Consider the following 21,636-nt stretch of genomic DNA (forward strand, 5'->3'; position numbering starts at 1 on the left):
AAGATTCATGGATGACTTTTTAAATAAATGGGGGGAAGCCGCAAATACCAGTCTGGGGTTTTTCTGGATGGCTTTGTGGGCCTTTGCTTTGGGATATGTGATAAGTAGTTGCATTCAGGTTTTTGTGACAGAAAAGCGAATGCAAAAAACAATGGGTAAAAACGAATCTAAAGGGGTGTTACTTGGAACATTCTTTGGCTTCATTAGTAGCTCTTGTAGTTTTGCGGCATTGGCTTCTACCAAAAGTTTATTTAAAAAAGGGGCAAGCTTTGTTGCCAGTATTGCGTTTTTACTGGCTTCAACCAATTTGGTAATTGAACTTGGGATAATCATTTCTATATTTTTAGGCTGGCAATTTGTAGTAGGAGAATATTTAGGCGGAATTTTACTGATCTTGATTAGTTGGTTGCTTATTAGGTTATTTCATCCAAAAGGACTTATTAAAAAAGCCAGGGAACGTCTTCAGGATAATGAAGATGATGATGTGAACAACCAGAAATCCTGGAAGGAAAGAATTAAAACCGAAAAGAGCTGGGCAAAAGTTTCCCAGCAATACGGGATGGAATGGAAAATGGTTTGGAAAGACGTTACACTTGGTTTTACCATCGCAGGAATTGTAGCTGCTTTTATTCCAGATTCCTTTTTCCAGACGTTGTTCATTAATAGCGGGCAAGGTAATACTGATTTTTCATTTTTTACGATTTTTGAACATATTACCGTTGGACCGCTAGTGGCATTTATCACATTTATTGGATCGATGGGAAATATACCGTTGGCAGCTTTATTATTTGGTAAAGGCGTAAGTTTCGCCGGAGTGATCGCTTTTATCTTTAGCGATCTGGTGGTTTTTCCTGTGCTTCGAATTAACGCCAAATATTATGGTTGGAAAATGTCGTTTTTCATTTTGATGCTTTTATTCATTTCTTTGGTAGGGGCCTCTTTATTATTGCATTATGGATTTTTGAGTTTGGATTTGATACCAGATCCATCTAGTGTTAAGGTTCAGGATCAAAGCTTCTTTAAAATAGATTATACCTTTTTTTTAAATATTGCTTTTCTGTTAGGTTCAGGATATTTGATTTATTTAGGGTTTTTTAAAAGAACCGATGTGATGCAGATGAAAGAAATGGCTCCAAAAAGTAAATTGATGGAAAAAGGCCTGAAGTATATTGCCTTTGTATGCTATGTTTGGCTTGCTGGGGGGATGATCGTTAAATATTTTATGCAGTGATAAAAATAAAAAGAGAAGCTTTTGGCTTCTCTTTTCTTGCAATTGAACAATTATTAATTGAAATTTATTTGGGGTTTTTATTTTTGCTTCTAAAATCTTTGCGGTGACCTTTAAAGGCCATCATTCGATTTCTTTTTTCAGCTCTTTGTGAGTCTTTCCAAAGCATGTATTGCTCTTTGTTTAGAATTTTCTGAATAGATTGCTGAAAGGCGATTTCTTTATCTAATCGGGTATTCATTTTTTCGAAAGCTTCTGCTTTTAACTTGCTATCTTCAACAGCTTCTTTCATTTCCTTACGCCTTTTGACTTTATCCTCAGCGCGATCAACGTATAATTTCTGAAATTCTTCCTGTTGTCTTTCAGTAAGATCTAAAGCTAAAGTTAATTGCTTAGACTTCAGTATCGCTTTTTCTTCAGCAGTCATATTCATTCCTGCACGTTCCTTCATTAGCTTTTTATGATTTTCTTTTTGCTGAGCAAAAGAAGATACTCCAATAAGCACCATTATAATAATACATAAATTTTTCATAAGGACGAAATTTAAAGTGAATTCTATAATAGGACTGTTAAAAACAAGAAAGGTTTAAAGTTTTATTTATAATAATTAATTAAAAATAAAAAACCTGCCTCGTGGGGGGAGGCAGGTTCTCAAATTAATAAATCAAATTAGGTCTATTGGGATAGACTTAGTCGTTAGGATTAAGAATTTGATCTATTCTTTCTAATGCATCCTGAAGGTGGTATCTTGTTAAAGTGTCTCCTGACCGATACATAGAATTTCTTATTTGTCGTTGTAAGGTTTGCAATTCTCCTCTTACGATTGGGCGAATATCACTTTGTGCGACATTTACATTGGTTCTACTAATCCAACGGCGGTAAGCACTAGGAATTGCAGTTTGATCTTCTGTCATTAAATATGCCATACGATCGATATAGGCTCTTTGAAGGTTTCTGCGGTATCTGTCAATTTTTTGACCTGAATTTAGTTCGCTCCATATGCCTTTACGTAACTCGTCCATCATATCCAGAAGCGTATAGGCCTCTTTTCCATTAATTTCTTCATTCTCAAGTAAACGTTGCATCCTTCCAAAATCAAGAATATTCGAAAGCGCACTGCTTTGCATGCTTCGAATTCTTTCGATATTTCCGTCGAATTCGATTTTATTAAAGATATCCTGGTTAATTAACCAATCAGGAGTTTCAAACAATTGTTCCTGTAAAAAGTCCATGGCTCTTTCCTGTTTTTCTTTATCAACATGAGTATAAACGGCGCCTTCCTGATCATAGGTTTTAGAGTTTTCATATACTCCACCAATATTAGCAGTAACATGCCCCATATAGCGGTTAAGCTGTGCAAGCACCTGGCCGTAAAGATCGTCAAGATCTTCGTAGTTTTTACCGTCTTCAGCGGTCCATTCGATTAATTTAGGAACAATACGCTTCAGGTTTTTGATTCCGTATTCACTGGCGAGCATAGCATCGTCACCAAGATCTTCCGTTTGTGAGGAAGGGTCGATTACACCGCCACTTTGCTGACTTCCGAAGCGATATAAAGGATCACCGGCGTGTTCTAAAATCCATTCGTCTAAAACGGGTTTTTCTTCTTTTCCTTCTTTTCCAGGAATTGGTTTATAGCCCCACATGATGGCATATTTATCATATGGCCCTATGTTTGGCATTAAAGCTACATCCCCATCGCCCGGTTGCGCTACATAATTAAAACGAGCGTAATCCATAATTGATGGAGCGGTACCGTATTTAGCAGTAAATTCGGGATCGCGCAAGTCTTCTACTGCGTAAGCCGGGCTACTACCCATATTGTGAGGAAGACCCAAGGTATGACCAACTTCGTGAGAAGAAACAAAACGTATTAAACGTCCCATGATCTCATCTTTAAATGCTACACCACGTGCGTCTTCATTAATTGCAGCTGTTTGCACAAAATACCAGTTTCTAAGTAAAGTCATCACATTATGATACCAGTTAATATCTGACTCTAAGATTTCTCCTGAACGAGGATCACTTACGTGAGGCCCGTTTGCATTGGGGATTGGGGAAGCCAGGTAACGAACAGTAGAATAGCGTACATCTTCTGGACTCCAATCTGGATCTTCTTCTGGAGTTGGCGCTTCCTTAGCGATAATGGCATTTTTGAAACCTGCAGCTTCAAAAGCTACCTGCCAATCTTCTATTCCTTGCTTGATGTAAGGCACCCATTTTTTAGGGGTAGCACGGTCTATATAATAAACGATTTGTTTTTTTGGTTCTACCAATTCACCGTTTTTAAATTTTTCCATGTCTTCATCCTTCACTTCTAATCTCCAACGGTCAAGATACTCGACAGTTTTACTTTTCTGAGCGTCCAAGCCATAATCGGTTTGGCTAGTTGTAAACCATCCTACTCGCTCATCAAAATAGCGACGCTCCATGGGTTCTTTAGGTAAAAGAATCATAGAGTTACTAAATTCTAAAGAGATAGACCCGGTAGTTGAATTAGAAGGTGGGTCGCCGGCGTTATAGGTCTTTATGTGTCTAACTTCAATATTTTCAGGGTAACTTCTAATAGTATCAATAAAAGAACGGCTATCGTCTAATCTGGATACTTTGTATTGTTTGCGATAACGATCGCCTAATCCCAGCGCCTGAACATCTTTTTTATAAAGATCTGTCACCTCTATAATCGTTGATTTGTTGATAGAATCTTTACCAACCGTTTCTATATCAAAAGAACTTAAAATAGGCTCGAAGTTAGAATTTACCACTGCCTCGTGAACAGGAAGCGAATCGGCAGCATAAATATCGTAAGATACTACCCGTAGTAATACCTGATCGCCTTTCTTTTGCCAGCGATGAACCTGAGTGTTTTGTTTACCGCCCCCAAAGCCAATACCTGAAGCTGTTTTGGCAATTCTGGTTACGGTAAGCATTTCACGATTAAAAAGGCTATCCGGAATTTCGTAATAATACTTGTTTTTTACTTTGTGAACGGTAAAAAGACCTTCATCTGATTTTGCATCTTTGGTGATGACTTTAGCATAAGGTTTTAAACCGTCTTTTGATTCTTCTTTTTGAGCATTGGTGGGTTGAGCTTTTTTGTTTTTCTGAAAAACGGCACAAGAAGCCATTAAAAAAGAAAGCCCTACTGCACAAATTCTAATTGGTAGTTTGTTTGTCATAAGGTTTATTTAATTTTTTAGCTGAATTTGGATTGTATTTTTTAAGAACTGCGTTATCCAAAATCATTTATTTGACTATAAAATCTTAAAAAGGTTTAAGTGAAGTTAATAAAAATCTAAATTTTAAGAGGCTTACCAAGCTTATACAATCAAAAAAGGTCACTTTTGATAGTGACCTTTTAAAAATATTAACTTTAAATGATTGTTTATGCAACGCTTATCTTCATATCATTCCCTTCTTTAAAAACATCTATCATTTTATGCTTTCTTAATGATTTTAGAGCTTTATCCCATTTTTTATTACTTAAACCAGATTTCTCCTTAATAAGGTTCATATCATGGTTTTGATCATCTTTAAGTAATTGGTACACCGCTTTTTCTTCTTCGGTAAGCTCTACCTGTTTTTTCTCTGGTTTCATTTGCGGGAAGAATAATACTTCCTGAATAGATTGATTATTTGTTAGGAACATAACTAGACGATCCATTCCAATTCCTAATCCAGATGTAGGAGGCATACCATACTCCAAAGCTCGCAGAAAATCCTGATCGATAAACTCGGTCGCTTCATCATCTCCTTTTTCAGCCAATCGTAATTGTTCTTCAAATCTTTCGCGCTGATCGATAGGATCGTTAAGCTCTGAGTATGCGTTGGCAATTTCTTTACCACAAACCATCAGCTCGAAACGCTCGGTTAATTCCGGGTTTTCACGATGTGTTTTACAAAGCGGACTCATCTCTTTTGGATAATCGGTAATAAAGGTGGGTTGGATATAATTACCTTCACATTTTTCACCAAAGATCTCGTCGATAAGTTTTCCTTTACCCATGGTTTTATCAACTTCAATACCCATGCTTTTTGCAGCCTCAAATAATTCTGCTTCAGATTTACCGGTAATATCGAATCCCGTAAATTCGATAATCGCATCTGTCATGGTTACCCGCTTATACGGTGCTTTAAAATCTACTTGATGCTTTCCGAAGGTGGCTTCTGTAGTGCCATTAACCGCCATGGCGCAATGTTCCAACAGTTTTTCAGTAAAATCCATCATCCAGTTGTAGTCTTTGTAGGCTACATAAATTTCCATAGCGGTAAATTCTGGATTGTGAGTTCTATCCATTCCTTCATTTCTGAAGTTTTTAGAGAATTCGTAGACTCCGTCGAAACCACCAACAATCAATCGCTTTAGGTAAAGTTCGTTAGCAATTCTTAAGTATAATGGAATGTCAAGGGCATTGTGATGTGTTATGAAAGGGCGTGCAGCTGCTCCCCCGGGTATAGATTGAAGAATTGGGGTTTCAACTTCAAAATATCCCGCTTCGTTAAAGAAATTACGCATAGCACTAAAGAGTTTAGTGCGCTTTACAAAAATTTCTTTCACTTTTGGATTAACGGCAAGATCGGCATAACGTTGGCGGTAACGATGCTCGGGATCGGTAAAACCGTCGTAAGTATTTCCTTCTTTATCGGTTTTTGGTAATGGTAATGGGCGGATAGATTTACTTAGAAGTTCAAAATCCTTGACCATCACGGTCATTTCACCTACCTGTGTTTTAAATAATTCTCCCTGGATACCAATAAAGTCTCCAATATCCAGCAGCTTTTTATATACATCATTGTACTTGCTTTTATCTTCGTCGGTACAAATTTCGTCACGGTTAAAGTAAACCTGAATTTTACCTTTAGAATCCTGTAATTCGGCAAAAGAAGCTTTACCCTGAATTCTTCGGGACATAAGGCGTCCCGCGATAACTACTTTTTTACCTTCTTCGAAATTTGTCTTAATATCGGCAGAAGTGTGATCTAATGGAAATAAGTCGGCTGGATAAGGATTAATACCTTTTTCTCTTAATGTAGCCAGTTTTTCTCTCCGTATAACTTCCTGTTCAGATAGCTGCATGATGTAATTTTAAATTTTAGCCTCTTCTTTTTTAGAAGAACTGCAAATATAATGACAATCAGAGTACCAACCAATGTTCTATTATAAGTTTAGCTATGAATCTGAAACAGAAATTCTATCTTTGTTTTTTGTTTTAGATAATATTAAAATTATGAGTATATGGCGAGTTATTTTATCAATTTTTTTTCCGCCTTTAGCCGTATTCGATAAAGGATGTGGATCTATATTAATCGTGTTTCTTTTAACTCTACTCGGCTGGATCCCGGGCGTAATTGCCGCACTTATAATTTTAAATAATCCTAATAAATGATGCTAAAGGTGCAAAATAAGAAAATAGAAGTAAGAGATTTAGGACTAAAAGACTATAAAGAAACCTGGGACGAGCAGGAACGGCTTTTCAAAGAGATTCTTGATTTGAAAGTAAAGAACAGGAGAGAAAATACTAAAAGAGAAACTCCCAATTATCTACTTTCAGTAGAGCATCCACATGTATATACTTTGGGTAAAAGTGGTGATATATCTAACCTTTTGATTAATGAAAAGCAGCTAGAGGAAAAGGGTGCTTCTTTTTACAAAATCAATAGAGGGGGGGATATAACCTATCACGGGCCTGGTCAAATGGTAATTTATCCAATTTTAGACTTGGATAATTTTTTTACCGATATTCATAAATATTTAAGGCTTTTAGAAGAGGCTGTCATCCTGGTATTGCAAGACTTTGGAATCAAGGCTGGACGTAGTGAAGGGGAGACTGGAGTTTGGTTGGATGTAGGAACTCCGTTTGCCAGAAAAATCTGTGCCATGGGTGTTCGCGCTAGCCGGTGGGTAACTATGCATGGTTTGGCTTTAAATGTAAATGCAGATTTAGGGTACTTTGATAATATTGTTCCCTGCGGAATTAAAGAAAAAGCGGTTACTTCTTTAAATGTGGAGTTGGGTAAGACCACAGTTGATATAGAAGAGGTGAAGAAGAGGTTTTTAGAGCATTTTAAAATTTTGTTTAATATTGATTATTAGGTGTTTAAGTGTATCAGGGAAGTTGTTATTAAAAAATATTGAAAAAGAGTAGTTTTAAATTTTATATTTTTAAAATAATTGCTCTTTTTTTTGTATATCATGAATTCTGATCTCAATTTCAGTAATTTAAGATTTCAAGTTTTTTTATTGAGTTTTCAATGTTGATTTTTGGAAACTTAACTCAATAATTATAACATGAAGAAAAATTTACAGGTTGTCTTGATGTTCTTTTTTGCTTTAGCAACTCAATTTGCTTTTGCACAGGAAAGAATGATAAATGGGACTATTGTTGATGATCAAGGAATGCCTCTTCCAGGGGTAAATGTTATTGTACAAAACACAAATCGTGGTGTACAAACAGATTTTGATGGTCATTTTAGTATTGCTGCCAGTACTGGTGAGGTATTAGAGTTTAGTTATGTGGGATTTACTTCACAAACTGTAACAATTGGTCCAGATATGCAAGATCTATCAATCATTTTAGGTGAAGATGCCGCTCAGTTAGATGAGGTGGTTGTGGTTGGTTATGGTACGCAAAGTAAGCGTCAATTGACTGATAATGTTGCAAAGTTAACTTCAGAAGACATTGCGGAGGTTCCAACTCCAAGTCTTCAAAGCTCCTTATCTGGTAAAGCTGCCGGGGTACAGGTTACTCAAACCAACGGTAAAGTAGAAGGTGGAATTAATATTCGTATTCGTGGTATTGCAAGTGTGGGAGCAGGATCAGAGCCATTATATGTTTTGGATGGTGTGCCACTGATTAATAACAACGAGTCCAATAACGGAGCTCCTACAAACCCATTACTTACGTTAAGTTCTAACGAGATCGAGTCTATAGATATTCTTAAAGATGCCTCAGCTGCTGCAGTATACGGATCTCGAGGGGCGAATGGTGTTGTTATAATTACCACTAAAAAAGGAGGTAATAACAAAGGTACTTTTGCTGTTAATTATTCTTATGGAATTAGTGAAACTGCAAATAGAAGAGATTGGTTAAATGCAGATCAATATATCGAGTTATTTACTGAAGCTGCCATTAATAGCTATGGAGAGGCTGATGGTTTAGCTGAAGCTGAAGGAACTTTTGATTATTTAGCTCAGGGTACAGATTGGAGAAATCGTGAGATAGATACTGATTGGCAGGACGAAATATTTAGAACAGGTTATACTCAAAACGCTGATTTTTCTGCGTCTGGAGGAGATGAAAGAACCTCTTATTTCTTTTCTGGAGCTTATAATGATACAGAAGGTATTATTAGAGGAAATAACTTAGACAGGATTACTGCACGTGCAAATGTTTCACACCAGTTTTCAGATAAGTTTAATGCAGGTATGAATGTTAGTTTTTCTAGAACTAATATCGATCGTATAGCAAATGATAATGCATTTGTAAACCCTGTACAAGGTGTTGCACAAAGTCCGCTTTCACCAGCATATTTAGAAAACGGAGAGCCAAACCCAAATACTTTATACGCTAACTTTCTTTTACAGGATAAACACGCATTTTACAATACGGTAATTAGACGTGTTACCGGTAGAGCTTTTGCTGAATATAAGTTCTTACCTTCTTTAAAATTTAATACCGATTTTGGTTACGATTTATTCTACCAGACTGAGGATAGTTTTACAGGAAGTTTAGCTCCGTTTCAATCAACAAATGGGGAGGCTTATGCTTCTAGTGTAGGAACCGAGTCCTATGTTAGTAGTAACTATTTTACATACTCTCAGGTTTTTGACGAAATTCATGACGTTGAAGTTGTAGCTGGTATGGAATACAACAATACGCATAGAAGATTCCAGAGTGTAACTGGTATTCAGTTTCCAACAGATGATTTCCAAACCATAAACAGTGCTGCTGAAATCTCAGCAGGTAATGGAATTACTAATGGTAACCGATTTCTTTCATATTTTGCAAGAGGTACTTATGCATTAGATGGTAAATATTTGTTTAAAGCGAGTGTTCGTAGGGATGGATCGTCTAGATTTGGTAGGGATACCCAATTTGGTACTTTTTCTGCGATATCAGGTGGATGGATTCTAAGTGAAGAGAATTTTTTAAGCGAGGCAGACTGGTTATCATTCCTTAAATTAAGAGCGAGCTGGGGACAAACGGGTAATGCGCAAATCGGTGATTACGCTGCTTTAGGACTTTACGGAGGAACTTCGTATAATCAAAGACCAGGAATTTATCCAGATCAACCCGCAAACTTTCTATTGTCATGGGAAAGTGTAAATCAAACAGATATTGGTGTAGAGTATGGGTTTTTAAATAATAGAATCTCAGGAGAAATTGATTATTATTCAAAGGTTTCTAAAGATCTTTTATTTGATAATCCTTTACCTGGGACTTCCGGATTTTCTAGTATTCAAAGAAATATTGGTGAAATGGAAAATAGTGGGGTAGAGTTTGTATTGAATACAAAAATAATTCAGAAAGCAGATTTTACTCTTTCTACTAGCTTCAATATAGCTAAGAATAAAAATGAAGTAAAGCGACTACCGAACGATGGGGCTGATATAATTTCGGGACAGAATATCCAGAGGGAAGGCGAGTCTTTAAATTCATTTTACCTTGTTGAATATGCTGGAGTAGATCCAGAAAATGGAGATGCGTTATATTATTTAAATGGAAAAGGGTCTGAAACTACGACCAATTTCAATGAGGCTAATCGAGTAGTTGCTGGTGCACCTTATGCGGAATGGATTGGTGGTCTAACTAGTAATTTATATTTTCATGGAATAGATTTTAGTTTTACTTTTCAAGGGGAATGGGGAGCCAGCCTTTATAACGGTGGAGGTGTTTATCAGTCAGCGAATGGAGATTATTTTGATAACCAAACCGCAGACCAAATGAATAGATGGCAACAACCAGGAGATATCACAGATGTTCCACAGGCTAGACTATATGCAGGAAATGGTGTTGCTAATTCTACAAGATATTTAGAAGATGCTGATTTTATAAGATTACGTAATTTAACTTTAGGATATACTTTCCCTGAAAGTATTGCCGATAAGTTATCGATGAACAATCTTCGTGTTTACTTTTCTGGTTTAAACCTTCTTACTGTTACTGATTATGAAGGATATGACCCTGAGTCTAGAAGCGATGCAGGTCAAGGGCCTGGTACAACTTTTTATTCTGCGCCAGCGGCAAGAACATTTTCTCTAGGTGTAAATCTTAAATTCTAAAAAATTATGAAACGATATAAATTAATCTTATCAATGCTAGGTTTAGGAATATCTTTAACTAGTTGTGAGGATAAACTGGACTTAGAGCCTACTCAGTTTATTTCAACGGATGTGGCTTTGTCTACTGGCGAAAATGTTGAAAATCTACTAATCGGGGCTTATGCCGAAGCGGGTCAATCTGCTTCTTATGGAGGAAATATTCAAATGTTGTCAGATCTCTACGGCGCAACAAATCAGGTTTCATGGAATGGTACATTTCAACCAATCCGTCAGGTTTATACTAAGAATATTTTAGTCGATAATTCTTATGTTAGGGATACGTGGTTAAATGGTTATGATGTAATAAATCAAACAAATTTAGTTTTAGATAATATCGACTTGGTAGATGAAGAAAATCAGTCGAATATTGAGGGACAGGCGAGATTTTTAAGAGGTTTAACTTATTTTGATTTAACAAGATTGTTTGGGCAACAGTACATGTCTGGTCAGTCAAATAATCAATTAGGTGTGCCTTTAGAGTTAGAAGGCATTGAGGATTATTCTGGTAATTTAGAAATTGCTAGATCTACAGTAGAAGAGAATTATACTCAGGTAATTACAGATTTGCAGGCTGCTTATGATTTGCTTCCTGAGGATAATGAGGAATTTGCTGAGAGATATGCAGCTCAGGCACTATTAGCCAGAGTTTATTTGCAGCAAGGTGATTATTCCTCTGCTTTAGCATCTGCAAATGATGTGATTGAAAATAGCAGCTATAGTTTGGCAGGTACATATGCAGATATTTTTAATAATGATACAGATGGTTCTGAAACTATTTTTGCTTTTCAGGTAACAACTCAAGATGGTTCTAATAACCTGATTACACATTACGCAGATCAGGCAAATGGAGGACGTGGAAATGATATTAGTATTAATGATGGATATGTTGCGATGTTTGATTCTGAAGATGACGTTCGTAGTGAGTTTTTCTATGCTAGTGCTCAAAGTGAAGATCGCTTAACTGCTAAGTATACAAACCAATTTGGAAATGTAATGCTTCTTAGGTTAGCAGAAATGTATTTGATAAGAGCTGAGGCAAACTTGCGTTTAGGAAGTGCTGTTGGAGCGACTCCGGTGGAGGATATTAATAGGATTAGAGAACGTTCTAATGCAGATGTTTTAACTTCTGTTAGTTTGGATGATATTATGTTAGAGAGACAACTGGAATTAGCATTTGAAGGATTTCTAATTCACGATCTAAAACGAACTATGGAAGATGTTGGAGATATTCCATATGATGACAATTCATTATTATTTCCTATTCCACAAAGAGAAATGGATGTAAATTCATTGTTAACTCAAAACCCTGGTTATGGGTCTTAGGTTATAGATAATTATAAAAAAGGAGATGTTTTTTACTATCTCCTTTTTATTAATTCTAATTCCAACTGCTCTGGTAAAAGTTTAAAACTTTTCCGGTGGTATTTTGTAATTCCGTATTTTCTGATGGCTTCCCGATGTTCTTTTGTAGGGTAGCCCTTATTCTTTTTCCAATTATATATGGGATACTCCTCATGAATAATCTCCATATATTCATCTCGATAGGTTTTGGCTAAAATCGAAGCAGTAGCTATACTCAAATATTTATCATCACCTTTTACAATACATTCATAAGGTATTTTTTTAAATGGTTTTGGATCTATCGCTATCCTGATATAATATCCTCTTCATTGTCCAATTTTTGAAAAAAATGCTAAAAATAAAAGAATTCATATTTTGATAAATTTCTACTTTATGTAGAATCAATAATAACACATCAATAAAATATCAGGTATATTTTGAGTAGTTTCTTTTTTTCTCTTTGCATTAGTAACTATTAAGCTTAAGGATTATCCAGAGTGCAAGTTTTAAGATTTTGTTAAGAGTAGATTAATTGACATTTTTGCGGTCAAGGCTAATTTAATTATTAAACAATGAAAAAAAAATTACGTTTATTATTTACACTCTTTATGGTGTTGGTTGTGCAAATAATTTATGCACAAAAAAAAACAGTAGCTGGTAAAATTCTGGATGAAAATGGTCTTCCTTTACCAGGTGTTAATGTTATTGAAGAAGGAACTTCTAATGGTACACAAACAGATTTTGACGGTGATTACACTATTACCGTAGAGCCGGGAGCTACTCTAGTTTTTAGTTATGTAGGTTTTGTAACTCAAAAGACCGTAGTGGGAGCAGAGGATGTATACAATTTAACCCTTAAAACAGATTCAGCTGCGTTAGACGAAGTACTTGTAGTAGCATACGGTACGACAACAAAAGAATCTTTTACAGGATCAGCAAGTACAATTCAAGCTGAGCAATTAGAACAAAGGTCTCTAACTTCTCCTTTATCTGCTATTGAAGGTAATTCCACCGGGGTACAATTTTTATCTGCTTCCGGTCAACCTGGATCTTCACCAAGCATTGTCATTCGGGGGGTAGGAACCTTGAATGGTGATACAGATCCATTAATTATTGTAGATGGTGTTCAATTTGAAGGAGCATTAAATGCTATTAATCAGAATGATATAAAGTCAATGACTGTTTTGAAAGATGCAGCTTCAACTTCTCTATATGGTTCTAGGGCTGCTAACGGTGTTGTTTTGATTACTACTAAAAGTGGAAAAGGTAAACAGGATCTAAGGGTTAATATAGATTCTCAAGTTGGTGTTATAAATAGAGCAATACCTCTTTATGACAATGTTAATCCACAAGAATATTATGAACTTATGTGGCAAAGTTATAAGAACTCTTTGGATGTCGATAACGCTGCAGCCGAAGCGTCTGCAACTATTTTTAATCGCTTAGGTTATAATCCATTTAACGTGCCTAATGATCAAATTGTTCAGGAAAATGGACAGATAAACCCGAATGCTGAAGTTATATTTAAAGGTCTGGATTGGTATGGAGCCCTAGAGAGAACTGGTCAAAGGCTTTTTAATTCAGCAGATGTTTCAGTTGGAGGAGCAAATCATAATGTCTTTTTTTCTGTTTCTAATCTAAAGGAAGAAGGCTATGTTGTTACCAGTGATTTTGAAAGAACCACGGCAAGATTGAAAGGGGATTTTGTTCCTACAGATTGGTTAACTCTAGGCGGTAATATTAATATGGCACTTTCAAGTTCTAATGGTCCTTCCTCTAGAGGTAGTTCAATAGCAAACCCTTTCGGATTTGCTAAAAACATGGGCTCTATATATCCTGTTTATATAGTAGATCCTGAAACAGGAGATTACATAAGGGACGCTGCTGGTAATTTACAGTATGATAGAGGAGAAGGGTATCCAGACTTTGGAATTCAATCTAGACCTACAAATGTTGGTAGGCATGCCATCGAAGAAGTTTTACTTAACAATGATAAAACTGAGACTAATAATTACGGAATTCGTTTGAATGCTGGTTTTCAGATTGTTGATGGGTTGAAGTTGAATTTATTATATGGTCAAGATGTTAATGATTATATTAATAAAAGATATGAAAATAATTTAGTTGGTGACGGTCAACCTGCTGGTAGGTATAGAGAAACAAGATTTAGAAGAATTGTAGAAAATTTTAATCAAATTTTGAATTATAATAAATCTGTAGGGGATCATAGTTTTGACTTAACCTTAGGGCACGAAAGTTTTGATCGTACTTTTTCACAGGTTTTTGGTTTTAAAAATACACAAACTGCTGAGGGGATATATGAGTTTGATAATTTTTCTACTATTGCATCATTAGACGGATATACTTCAGATAAAACTTTAGAAGGATACTTTTCAAGACTAAATTATAATTTTAAAGAAAAATATTATTTAAGTGGATCAGTGCGAAGAGATGGCTCTTCTGTTTTTGATAAAGATGTGAGATGGGGTAATTTCTACTCTATCGGTGGGGCATGGAGAGTTAATCAAGAAAACTTTATGTCTAATGTTCACTTCGTGAATAACTTAAAGCTTAGAGCATCTTACGGAGAAGTGGGTAATGATGATTTAAACGATTATTATATTTCCCAACCAAGGTATTCATTATTGCCAAATGCAGGTAATCCTGGAATCTTCTGGTCTGATTTAGGAAACAGTGCATTAACTTGGGAAACCGTAGAAAGTTGGGATATAGCAATAGAGTTTGATTTATTTGATTATAGGTTAAGTGGTTCTTTGGAATATTATAAACGAAATTCTTCAGATCTATTATATAATGTTCCTTTGCCTATATCTATGGGATTGAATGAAGGTCCTGCCAATATTGGTGATATGTATAACGAAGGATTAGAATTAGGTTTGAATGGAATTATTGTTGATGGAAATAATTTTAAATGGAATTTAGGATTACAATTTTCTACTAACAATAATAAAATTACCTTTTTGCCAGACCCCTTTGTTACAGGATCTAAAAGATGGATTGAAGGAAGATCTATATACGATTACTTTTTATACGATTATGCAGGTGTAGATTCTGAAAATGGAGATGCGCTTTATTATGCTTATGAAGAAGATACTGAAACAGGAGAAAATGTTCCTGTGATTAATGAAGAGGGTGAGCATGTTACCTTAACAGATCCTACTGAAGCTAATAGAACGTATGTTGGTGCTACGGCTGTTCCTGATTTAGTTGGGTCTATAAGGAATCAATTTAGTTACAAAGTTTTCAGTTTAAGTTTCTTGTTTACCTACCAATTAGGAGGTGAAATTTTAGATTATGGATATGCTGCTATGATGCATGAAGGTTCTTATGGAGAATCATTACACCCAGATGCTTTAAACGCATGGAAAAAACCTGGTGACCAGACTAATGTTCCTAGACTAGAAAATGGTAATCCTAATTTAGCCCCCTCTTTGTCTTCAAGATGGCTAACAGATGCTTCATTTTTCTCATTAAGGAATGTGAATTTATCTTATAACTTTAATAATGATATGATAAATGATATGGGTATGTCAAGTTTACGCTTATTTGTTTCAGCAGAAAATCTATTTCTGATATCAGAGAGAAAAGGACTAAACCCTCAGTACAACTTACAGGGGACACCTGGAGGAAATGATTATAATCCAAGTAGAATAGTTTCAGCTGGTGTGAACATTTCGTTTTAAATAAAAAAACTATTACAATGAAAATATTTAATAAATTCCGTTTTCCTTTAAGTTTAATTCTAGTCGCGTTGATTAGTTTTAGCTGTTCAGAAGATTTTCTAGATAACGTTCCAACAGATGCGATTTCAGCAGAAGCTGCTTTATCTAGTCCAGAAAATATGATGCTGATCTTAAACGGTTTGCATAGACAAGTTTATTCACAAGCTCAGTTACCTGGATCTTCATCAAGTAGAAGTGGTGAAAGTCATTTTATACCTGCTTTGGATGCTATGGGAGGGAGTATAATTCACTCTTCACCAGGAAATGGTTGGATGACATCAGATTTACAGTGGTTAACCCATACAAACCCTACTTATACTACAGTTTACAATTTTTGGTATCAGCGTTATCACTTTATAGCCAGTTCAAATTCTATAATTAACGCAATTTCTGATGGGGACTTTGCTGTAAGTCCACAATTAAATAATATTCTAGGTCAGGCGCATGCTTATAGGGCATGGGCTTATCATAAACTTGTTACAACTTTTGCTAAAGGATATACTATTGGAAATCCTTCCACAGATTTAGGAGTGCCTATTGTTTTTTCTACTGAAGCACCCTATGAAAGTGCGCCGCGATCAACAGTAGAAGAAGTTTATGATCAGATGGAAAATGATATCGATGAAGCTATTAGTTATCTTGAAAATGCTGGTAGTCCAGTCAATAAATCTCATATCTCGCTAAATGCTGCGTATGGTATCAAAGCAAGAATAGCATTGTCTAAGGGGGATTGGCAAACTGCTGCAGAGTCTGCCGCACTAGCTAGAGAGGGTTTTCCTTTGTTGAATGAATCACAATGGCTATCTGGATTTAATACATATGATTTACCTGAAGTTATATGGGGAGGAAGAGTGATAGATAGTGAAACAAATTATTATCAATCTTACTTTTATTATATATCTCCAACTTTTAACGGAAGTCAAAATAGAAGTAATCCAAAGATTATTAGTAGTGAACTTTATGATATGATCCCAGAAACAGATTTTAGAAATGAAGCGTGGCTGCCTTTGGCACCCAATACCAATCCATCTGCTTCTAATGGAGAGGGAGGAAGTTATGAATCTGATCCTAACTACGACTCTGAGGACGAGTTTTGGGATGCTTGGTCTGAAGTGATTTCTAAATATGGTATGACTTCTGGTCATAATACTCATCCATATATGACTGTTAAGTTTTTGCAGAAAAATCCTGGGACAATCGACCCTGATGACGTTATATATATGAGGTCTTCAGAAATGTATCTCATAGAAATTGAGTCGCTTGCCATGATGAATGCAATTAGTGAAGCTCAAGAGTTGTTACAAGAATTTGGTGAATCAAGAGACTCAGCTTTTGATGCATCTCAATTTGCGACACAAGAAGAATTAATAGAGCAAATAAAATTTCAGAGAAGAGTCGAGTTATGGGGAGAAGGCTTTAGTTTTCATGATCATATTAGATGGGATGAGCCTTTAGATCAAAGTAATTCTGGAGCGGCTAAAGTATTGTATCAGAATGGATTTTTTCAGGAGCGACCTTCTCAAAATGATGCTTGGATCTGGAAAATACCGCAAGCAGAAATTGATGCAAATCCTTATATTACTTCTTCAGACCAAAATTAATTTAAAAAATCATTTAAGTATTGCAAAAATTATTACAAATCCAGCGAACATCACTTCGCTGGATTTTTTTATTCTAGTAGAAGTACTTTGTTTGCGCAAAAGAATATTCATTTTCAAGCGGGAGTCCATCTAAAAGAAGCAAAAATGATAATAATTTATAATGTACTATATTCGATATAATATCGGAGATCTAAAAAATATAGAGTTGATGAAATATTAAAAAGAAATTGTGTTGAAAAAAATGAATTAAAAATTAATTTACAGAGATCTATTCCAGCCAGAAATAAATATATTTTTTTAAAGTTAATCTACTTAAGATGCACCAAAATTGCTAGCTAGTATATTACGGAATAACTGCTAGGGAGATTTTCCTTTATAACCAGCGATATAAGTAAAATTTATCAGGTTTTTGTGAAGAAATAGAGTTCTATTTAATCTATTGTGATTTCAACTAATCGCCTTAGTGCTTGCGCCAAATTAGTATTAAAAAAACAGAATAGTAAAGAAGTAAAAGGCTTTTTTATAATTCTAATTCCAGCTGCTCTGGTAAAAGTTTAAAACTTTTCCGGTGGTATTTTGTAATTCCGTATTTTCTGATGGCTTCCCGGTGTTCTTTTGTAGGGTAACCCTTATTCTTTTTCCAATTATACATGGGGTACTCCTCATGAATACTCTCCATATATTCATCCCGATAGGTTTTGGCTAAAATCGAAGCAGCAGCTATACTCAAATATTTATCATCACCTTTTACAATACATTCATAAGCTATATTTTTAAATGGTTTGAACCTGTTACCATCTACTATAATATGTTCGGGTTCTGGAGAAAGCTTCTCTATAGATTTATGCATCGCCAGGATAGATGAGTTTAAGATATTAATTTCATCGATAGTTTCCATGAATATGTGTGTTATGCCATAAGAAGCGCAGTCATTCTCAATAATTTTCTTTAGTAGTAACCGTTTTTGATGCGTAAGTTTCTTTGAATCCCTTAAGAACTCATTTTCAAAATGTTTAGGTAAAATTACTGCAGCGGCTGTTACAGGGCCAGCAATGCATCCACGTCCTGCTTCATCTGTTCCGCATTCATGATCACAATCTTTTAGGTTTCTTAACAGCATAAATTAATAGATTATGGAAAAAAGTGTTCTTTTTTTTATAATTAACTTTCCTTAAGTAAATTTACTTATAAAATGTGATATTGGTAATTAAGTCTTTTGTTTTTAGTATTAGATCAATATCAACTTACAATTAATAACAATATCTGTGTATTTTGTAAAAAAAAATAATATCTCGGCAATAGGTAAAACGTTTTATCAATTAAAAGTGTTAATTCTCTAAGAAAAATTAATTAGAAAAATTTTGTTTATTAAGTTATTATTATGATTTTTGGCTCAGGCTAATTCAAATTAACGAAATAATGAAAAAAACATTACATGGATTGCTGACACTTTTTATGGTGTTAGTAGTGCAATTAAGTTTTGCACAAGAAAAAACAATTACCGGTACTGTGGTTGATGAAGATGGACTTCCTTTACCTGGAGTAAATGTAATTGAGAAAGGTACTCGAAATGGAGTACAAACAGATTTTGATGGGGAATATTCTATATCTGTTCCGCAGAGTGCGACATTAGTTTTTAGTTATGTAGGTTTTGCTACTCAAGAAATTAAAGTTGGATCTTCTAGTACCCTTAATGCAACTATGGTTGTAGATGCTGCAGCTCTAGATGAAGTAGTTGTAGTTGGATATGGGACGAGGGATAAGACTGATGTAGTTGGTTCTGTGGCTCAGGTTTCAGGAGAAGTTTTACAAGATAGACCGGCGGCAAATGTTATTGATGCATTGCAGGGGCAGATTCCGGGTATTCAAATATTTACGTCTTCAGGAGAGCCTAACGCTATACCATCTATTCGTCTTCGTGGTGTGGGCTCTTTAGGAGCTGGATCTACTCCTTTAATTTTATTAGACGGTTTTCAGGTGGATAGTGGGATTTTTACTCGATTAAGCCCCAATGATATTGAGGATATAACCGTTCTTAAGGATGCATCGGAGACTGCTATATATGGTGCCCGAGCTGCAAATGGAGTTGTTGTAATTACTACAAAAACAGGGCGTAATGAGCAAGATCCTTCAATTAATGTTGGTGTGCAACATGGCTTTTCAGAGCTTGCGAATACTGACTTTTTTGAAAGTTTCATGAATACAGAGCAGTTTTCAAATTTTCGAGTAGATATTGGTCAAATATCTAGAGAAAATATGGATGCTATTTTAGCTCAAAATAATGCTGATACTGAGTGGTATAAATGGTACTATAAAGATAATGCTCCTACAACACAATTTAATGTTAGTGCTACAGGTGGAAGTAAGAAAACTAAATATTTTATTTCTGCTGGCTATTTTGAGCAAGAGGGTCTCGCCTTTAGATCTGATTTTAATAGATATACTTTAAGGAGTAATATTACAACTGATATTAACGATTGGATGAAAGCTGGTCTGAATATCGGATTTGCATATACTACAGATCAAGACAACCCTTATGGATCTAATAGTACAAACAGAGGTCTTAGTCTTTTAGCGGCGCCTTATTTTTCTCCTATCAATCCTGAAACTGGACAAAGATACGAGGGAGTGATTCCGGGCTGGAACAGATATGACCCTGTTTATTTAGCTGAAAATAATCCTTATGATAGAAATAGATTTCAAGTGAATCCTTCGGGATATATAGAGTTAAATCCGATAAAAGGACTAACTTTAAGGACTGCTGTAGGCTTGAATGCCTTTGATCAAAGAGAAACTTTTATTAGGTTGCCTTCTTATTTAGCTTCTTTAAATAATGGTAGGAGACAAGAGAGATTTAGAAGAGATAAGCAAATAACTGTTTCAAATACTGTTTCTTATAGTGTCACCTTGGATGATGTACATAACTTTAGCTTGTTAGGTGGACATGAATTTCAGGATTATGATTATGGACTTTTTGGAGCAACTTCTACTGGGCAAACTGATGATCGTTTAGTTATGCTTGGGCAAGGTCCAAGTAACAGAGATGTAGAGCAGGAAATGGAGGAATGGAGTTTAGAGTCTTATTTTGGTCGTTTGGAGTATAATTTTGATAGTAAATACTACGCGAACTTTACCGTAAGGCGAGATGGTTCCTCTCGTTTTGGTAGAGATAATAGAGAGGCAACTTTTTGGGCTGTTGGGGCTAGATGGACTGCAAAAAAAGAAGCTTTTCTTACGGATGTTGAATGGTTAGACGACTTAGTAGTGAGAGCAAATGTTGGTACTTCTGGTAACTCTGATATTGGAAACTATAATAGCTATGCCTTAGTAGGAACTAATCAGTATCAGGGGCAAACAGGTTGGTACTTAGATACCCCTGGGAATCCGGCATTGCAATGGGAGAGTCAAAGATCTGCTTCGGTTGGTGTGGAAGTATCGTTAATAGATAGGTTGAGGCTAACAGTTGAGTACTATGATCGTTTAACAGAGGATATGCTTATTGATGTACCGTATCCATTCACAAGTGGATTCTCTGAAGTTACAGAAAATACTGGTTCACTTAAGAATTATGGTTTTGATGTAGGTTTATCTTATGACGTTATCAAAGGTAATTCTGACTTGAATATTACTCCTTATGTTAATTTTAACTATAATCAAAACAAAGTTACAGAGCTTTTTCAAGGTAGGGACTATTGGATAATTCCTAATACTGGAGTTTCTTGGGTAGTTGGTCAGCCTGTTTCCTTTTTTTACCCTGTGTTCGCTGGGGTGAATTCAGAGAATGGTGATGCTGAGTGGTATTTACCTAATGAAGATCCAGATCAAGTTGTTTATAATAGAGAGGATCCAAATGCGGTAACAAATCAATTTAATACTGCAAGGTTACAACAAAATACAGGAATAGATAGATATCCACCTTTAAACGGAGGTTTTGGTTTAAATGCAGATTATAAAGGTTTTTATTTACAAACACATTTTGCTTTTAGTGTAGGTAAGTATTTGATAAATAATGATAGATACTTCTACGAGAATCCAACTCAATTTTCCGGTTTTAATCAATCTGAAAGAGTTTTGGACTACTGGCAGGAACCTGGCGACCAGACTTTATTCCCAAGGTCGAACGTGCAGTTTACACAGTTTGATTCAAGACTTATTGAGGATGCATCCTTTTTACGTATGAAAACCTTAACGGTAGGTTATAATATTCCTTCCTCAATATTAGATTCTACGGGCTTTATGAAAGGAGCTAAGGTTTATGTAACCGGTAGGAATTTATTGACATGGACTGATTATTTAGGGCCGGATCCAGAGGTTGATCAGAATTTAACTTTAGGAGTTAATCCTAATACAAAGCAATTTACATTTGGGATAGATCTTCAATTTTAAAAAAAAAATAGAAAA

Annotated in this window: 12 protein-coding genes and 1 pseudogene; 8 read left to right on the forward strand and 5 right to left on the reverse strand. The window is 35.4% G+C overall.

Annotation, left to right across the window (positions count from 1 at the left end):
- Positions 1 to 7: 7 nt before the first annotated feature.
- A complete protein-coding gene (locus ZPR_RS03255) occupies positions 8 to 1,231 on the forward strand; it encodes a permease (RefSeq protein WP_013070184.1) in 1,224 nt (407 codons plus the stop codon).
- 64 nt (positions 1,232 to 1,295) lie between these two features.
- Here ZPR_RS03255 and ZPR_RS03260 read toward each other — a convergent pair whose 3' ends face one another.
- From ZPR_RS03260 to lysS, 3 genes are all read right to left on the reverse strand, one after another.
- Positions 1,296 to 1,760, reverse strand: coding sequence for a hypothetical protein (locus ZPR_RS03260; RefSeq protein ID WP_148211647.1), 465 nt, complete (start codon positions 1,758 to 1,760; stop codon positions 1,296 to 1,298).
- Positions 1,761 to 1,917: 157 nt separating this feature from the next.
- Positions 1,918 to 4,356: a zinc-dependent metalloprotease gene (locus tag ZPR_RS03265; RefSeq protein WP_013070186.1), complete on the reverse strand. Its 2,439-nt coding sequence runs from the start codon at positions 4,354 to 4,356 to the stop codon at positions 1,918 to 1,920.
- A 257-nt stretch (positions 4,357 to 4,613) separates the two neighbouring features.
- Positions 4,614 to 6,305 carry a lysine--tRNA ligase gene (gene lysS / locus ZPR_RS03270; RefSeq protein WP_013070187.1) on the reverse strand — a complete coding sequence of 564 codons (1,692 nt, stop codon included), beginning with the start codon at positions 6,303 to 6,305 and terminating at the stop codon, positions 4,614 to 4,616.
- Between the two features lie 151 nt (positions 6,306 to 6,456).
- On the opposite strand from lysS, the gene ZPR_RS03275 reads away from it, so the two are divergent.
- The 4 genes from ZPR_RS03275 (at position 6,457) to ZPR_RS03290 (ending at position 11,873) form a co-directional block, all read left to right on the forward strand.
- A complete protein-coding gene (locus tag ZPR_RS03275; protein ID WP_083759806.1) occupies positions 6,457 to 6,615 on the forward strand; it encodes a YqaE/Pmp3 family membrane protein in 159 nt (52 codons plus the stop codon).
- Complete coding sequence (lipB, locus tag ZPR_RS03280; RefSeq protein ID WP_013070188.1) at positions 6,612 to 7,322, forward strand: lipoyl(octanoyl) transferase LipB; 711 nt, start codon at positions 6,612 to 6,614, stop codon at positions 7,320 to 7,322. Before ZPR_RS03275 ends, lipB begins: the two co-directional genes overlap by 4 nt.
- A 195-nt stretch (positions 7,323 to 7,517) precedes the next feature.
- Entirely contained in the window at positions 7,518 to 10,511 is a 2,994-nt protein-coding gene (locus tag ZPR_RS03285) for a SusC/RagA family TonB-linked outer membrane protein (protein ID WP_013070189.1), read from the forward strand.
- 6 nt (positions 10,512 to 10,517) lie between these two features.
- Positions 10,518 to 11,873 (forward strand): RagB/SusD family nutrient uptake outer membrane protein, encoded by a 1,356-nt coding sequence (locus ZPR_RS03290; protein ID WP_041578636.1) that lies wholly within the window; start codon positions 10,518 to 10,520, stop codon positions 11,871 to 11,873.
- Between the two features lie 35 nt (positions 11,874 to 11,908).
- Here ZPR_RS03290 and ZPR_RS03295 read toward each other — a convergent pair.
- Positions 11,909 to 12,184 (reverse strand): annotated as a pseudogene (locus ZPR_RS03295) (ribonuclease HII); the annotation flags it as partial.
- A 279-nt stretch (positions 12,185 to 12,463) separates the two neighbouring features.
- Between ZPR_RS03295 and ZPR_RS03300 the strand changes: the two are divergent.
- A complete protein-coding gene (locus ZPR_RS03300) occupies positions 12,464 to 15,595 on the forward strand; it encodes a SusC/RagA family TonB-linked outer membrane protein (RefSeq protein ID WP_041578637.1) in 3,132 nt (1,043 codons plus the stop codon).
- A gap of 17 nt (positions 15,596 to 15,612) precedes the next feature.
- The gene (locus ZPR_RS03305) at positions 15,613 to 17,235 is read left to right on the forward strand and encodes a RagB/SusD family nutrient uptake outer membrane protein (protein WP_041578638.1); all 1,623 of its coding nucleotides are present in this window, start codon (positions 15,613 to 15,615) and stop codon (positions 17,233 to 17,235) included.
- A gap of 520 nt (positions 17,236 to 17,755) precedes the next feature.
- Here ZPR_RS03305 and ZPR_RS03310 read toward each other — a convergent pair.
- Positions 17,756 to 18,355: a ribonuclease HII gene (locus ZPR_RS03310; RefSeq protein WP_013070195.1), complete on the reverse strand. Its 600-nt coding sequence runs from the start codon at positions 18,353 to 18,355 to the stop codon at positions 17,756 to 17,758.
- A 299-nt stretch (positions 18,356 to 18,654) separates the two neighbouring features.
- Here ZPR_RS03310 and ZPR_RS03315 point away from each other — a divergent pair, with 299 nt between their 5' ends.
- Positions 18,655 to 21,621: a SusC/RagA family TonB-linked outer membrane protein gene (locus tag ZPR_RS03315; protein ID WP_013070196.1), complete on the forward strand. Its 2,967-nt coding sequence runs from the start codon at positions 18,655 to 18,657 to the stop codon at positions 21,619 to 21,621.
- Positions 21,622 to 21,636 lie beyond the last annotated feature (15 nt).

It is taken from the genome of Zunongwangia profunda SM-A87, from assembly GCF_000023465.1.
Lineage (GTDB): Bacteria > Bacteroidota > Bacteroidia > Flavobacteriales > Flavobacteriaceae > Zunongwangia > Zunongwangia profunda.

What these genes read in the sequence shown, in the direction of transcription:
- ZPR_RS03255 (WP_013070184.1), top strand. Translation starts at nt 8, where the DNA reads ATGGATGACTTTTTAAATAAATGGGGGGAAGCCGCAAATACCAGTCTG.
- ZPR_RS03260 (WP_148211647.1), bottom strand. Translation starts at nt 1,760, where the DNA reads ATGAAAAATTTATGTATTATTATAATGGTGCTTATTGGAGTATCTTCT.
- ZPR_RS03265 (WP_013070186.1), bottom strand. Translation starts at nt 4,356, where the DNA reads ATGGCTTCTTGTGCCGTTTTTCAGAAAAACAAAAAAGCTCAACCCACC.
- lysS (WP_013070187.1), bottom strand. Translation starts at nt 6,305, where the DNA reads ATGCAGCTATCTGAACAGGAAGTTATACGGAGAGAAAAACTGGCTACA.
- ZPR_RS03275 (WP_083759806.1), top strand. Translation starts at nt 6,457, where the DNA reads ATGAGTATATGGCGAGTTATTTTATCAATTTTTTTTCCGCCTTTAGCC.
- lipB (WP_013070188.1), top strand. Translation starts at nt 6,612, where the DNA reads ATGATGCTAAAGGTGCAAAATAAGAAAATAGAAGTAAGAGATTTAGGA.
- ZPR_RS03285 (WP_013070189.1), top strand. Translation starts at nt 7,518, where the DNA reads ATGAAGAAAAATTTACAGGTTGTCTTGATGTTCTTTTTTGCTTTAGCA.
- ZPR_RS03290 (WP_041578636.1), top strand. Translation starts at nt 10,518, where the DNA reads ATGAAACGATATAAATTAATCTTATCAATGCTAGGTTTAGGAATATCT.
- ZPR_RS03300 (WP_041578637.1), top strand. Translation starts at nt 12,464, where the DNA reads ATGAAAAAAAAATTACGTTTATTATTTACACTCTTTATGGTGTTGGTT.
- ZPR_RS03305 (WP_041578638.1), top strand. Translation starts at nt 15,613, where the DNA reads ATGAAAATATTTAATAAATTCCGTTTTCCTTTAAGTTTAATTCTAGTC.
- ZPR_RS03310 (WP_013070195.1), bottom strand. Translation starts at nt 18,355, where the DNA reads ATGCTGTTAAGAAACCTAAAAGATTGTGATCATGAATGCGGAACAGAT.
- ZPR_RS03315 (WP_013070196.1), top strand. Translation starts at nt 18,655, where the DNA reads ATGAAAAAAACATTACATGGATTGCTGACACTTTTTATGGTGTTAGTA.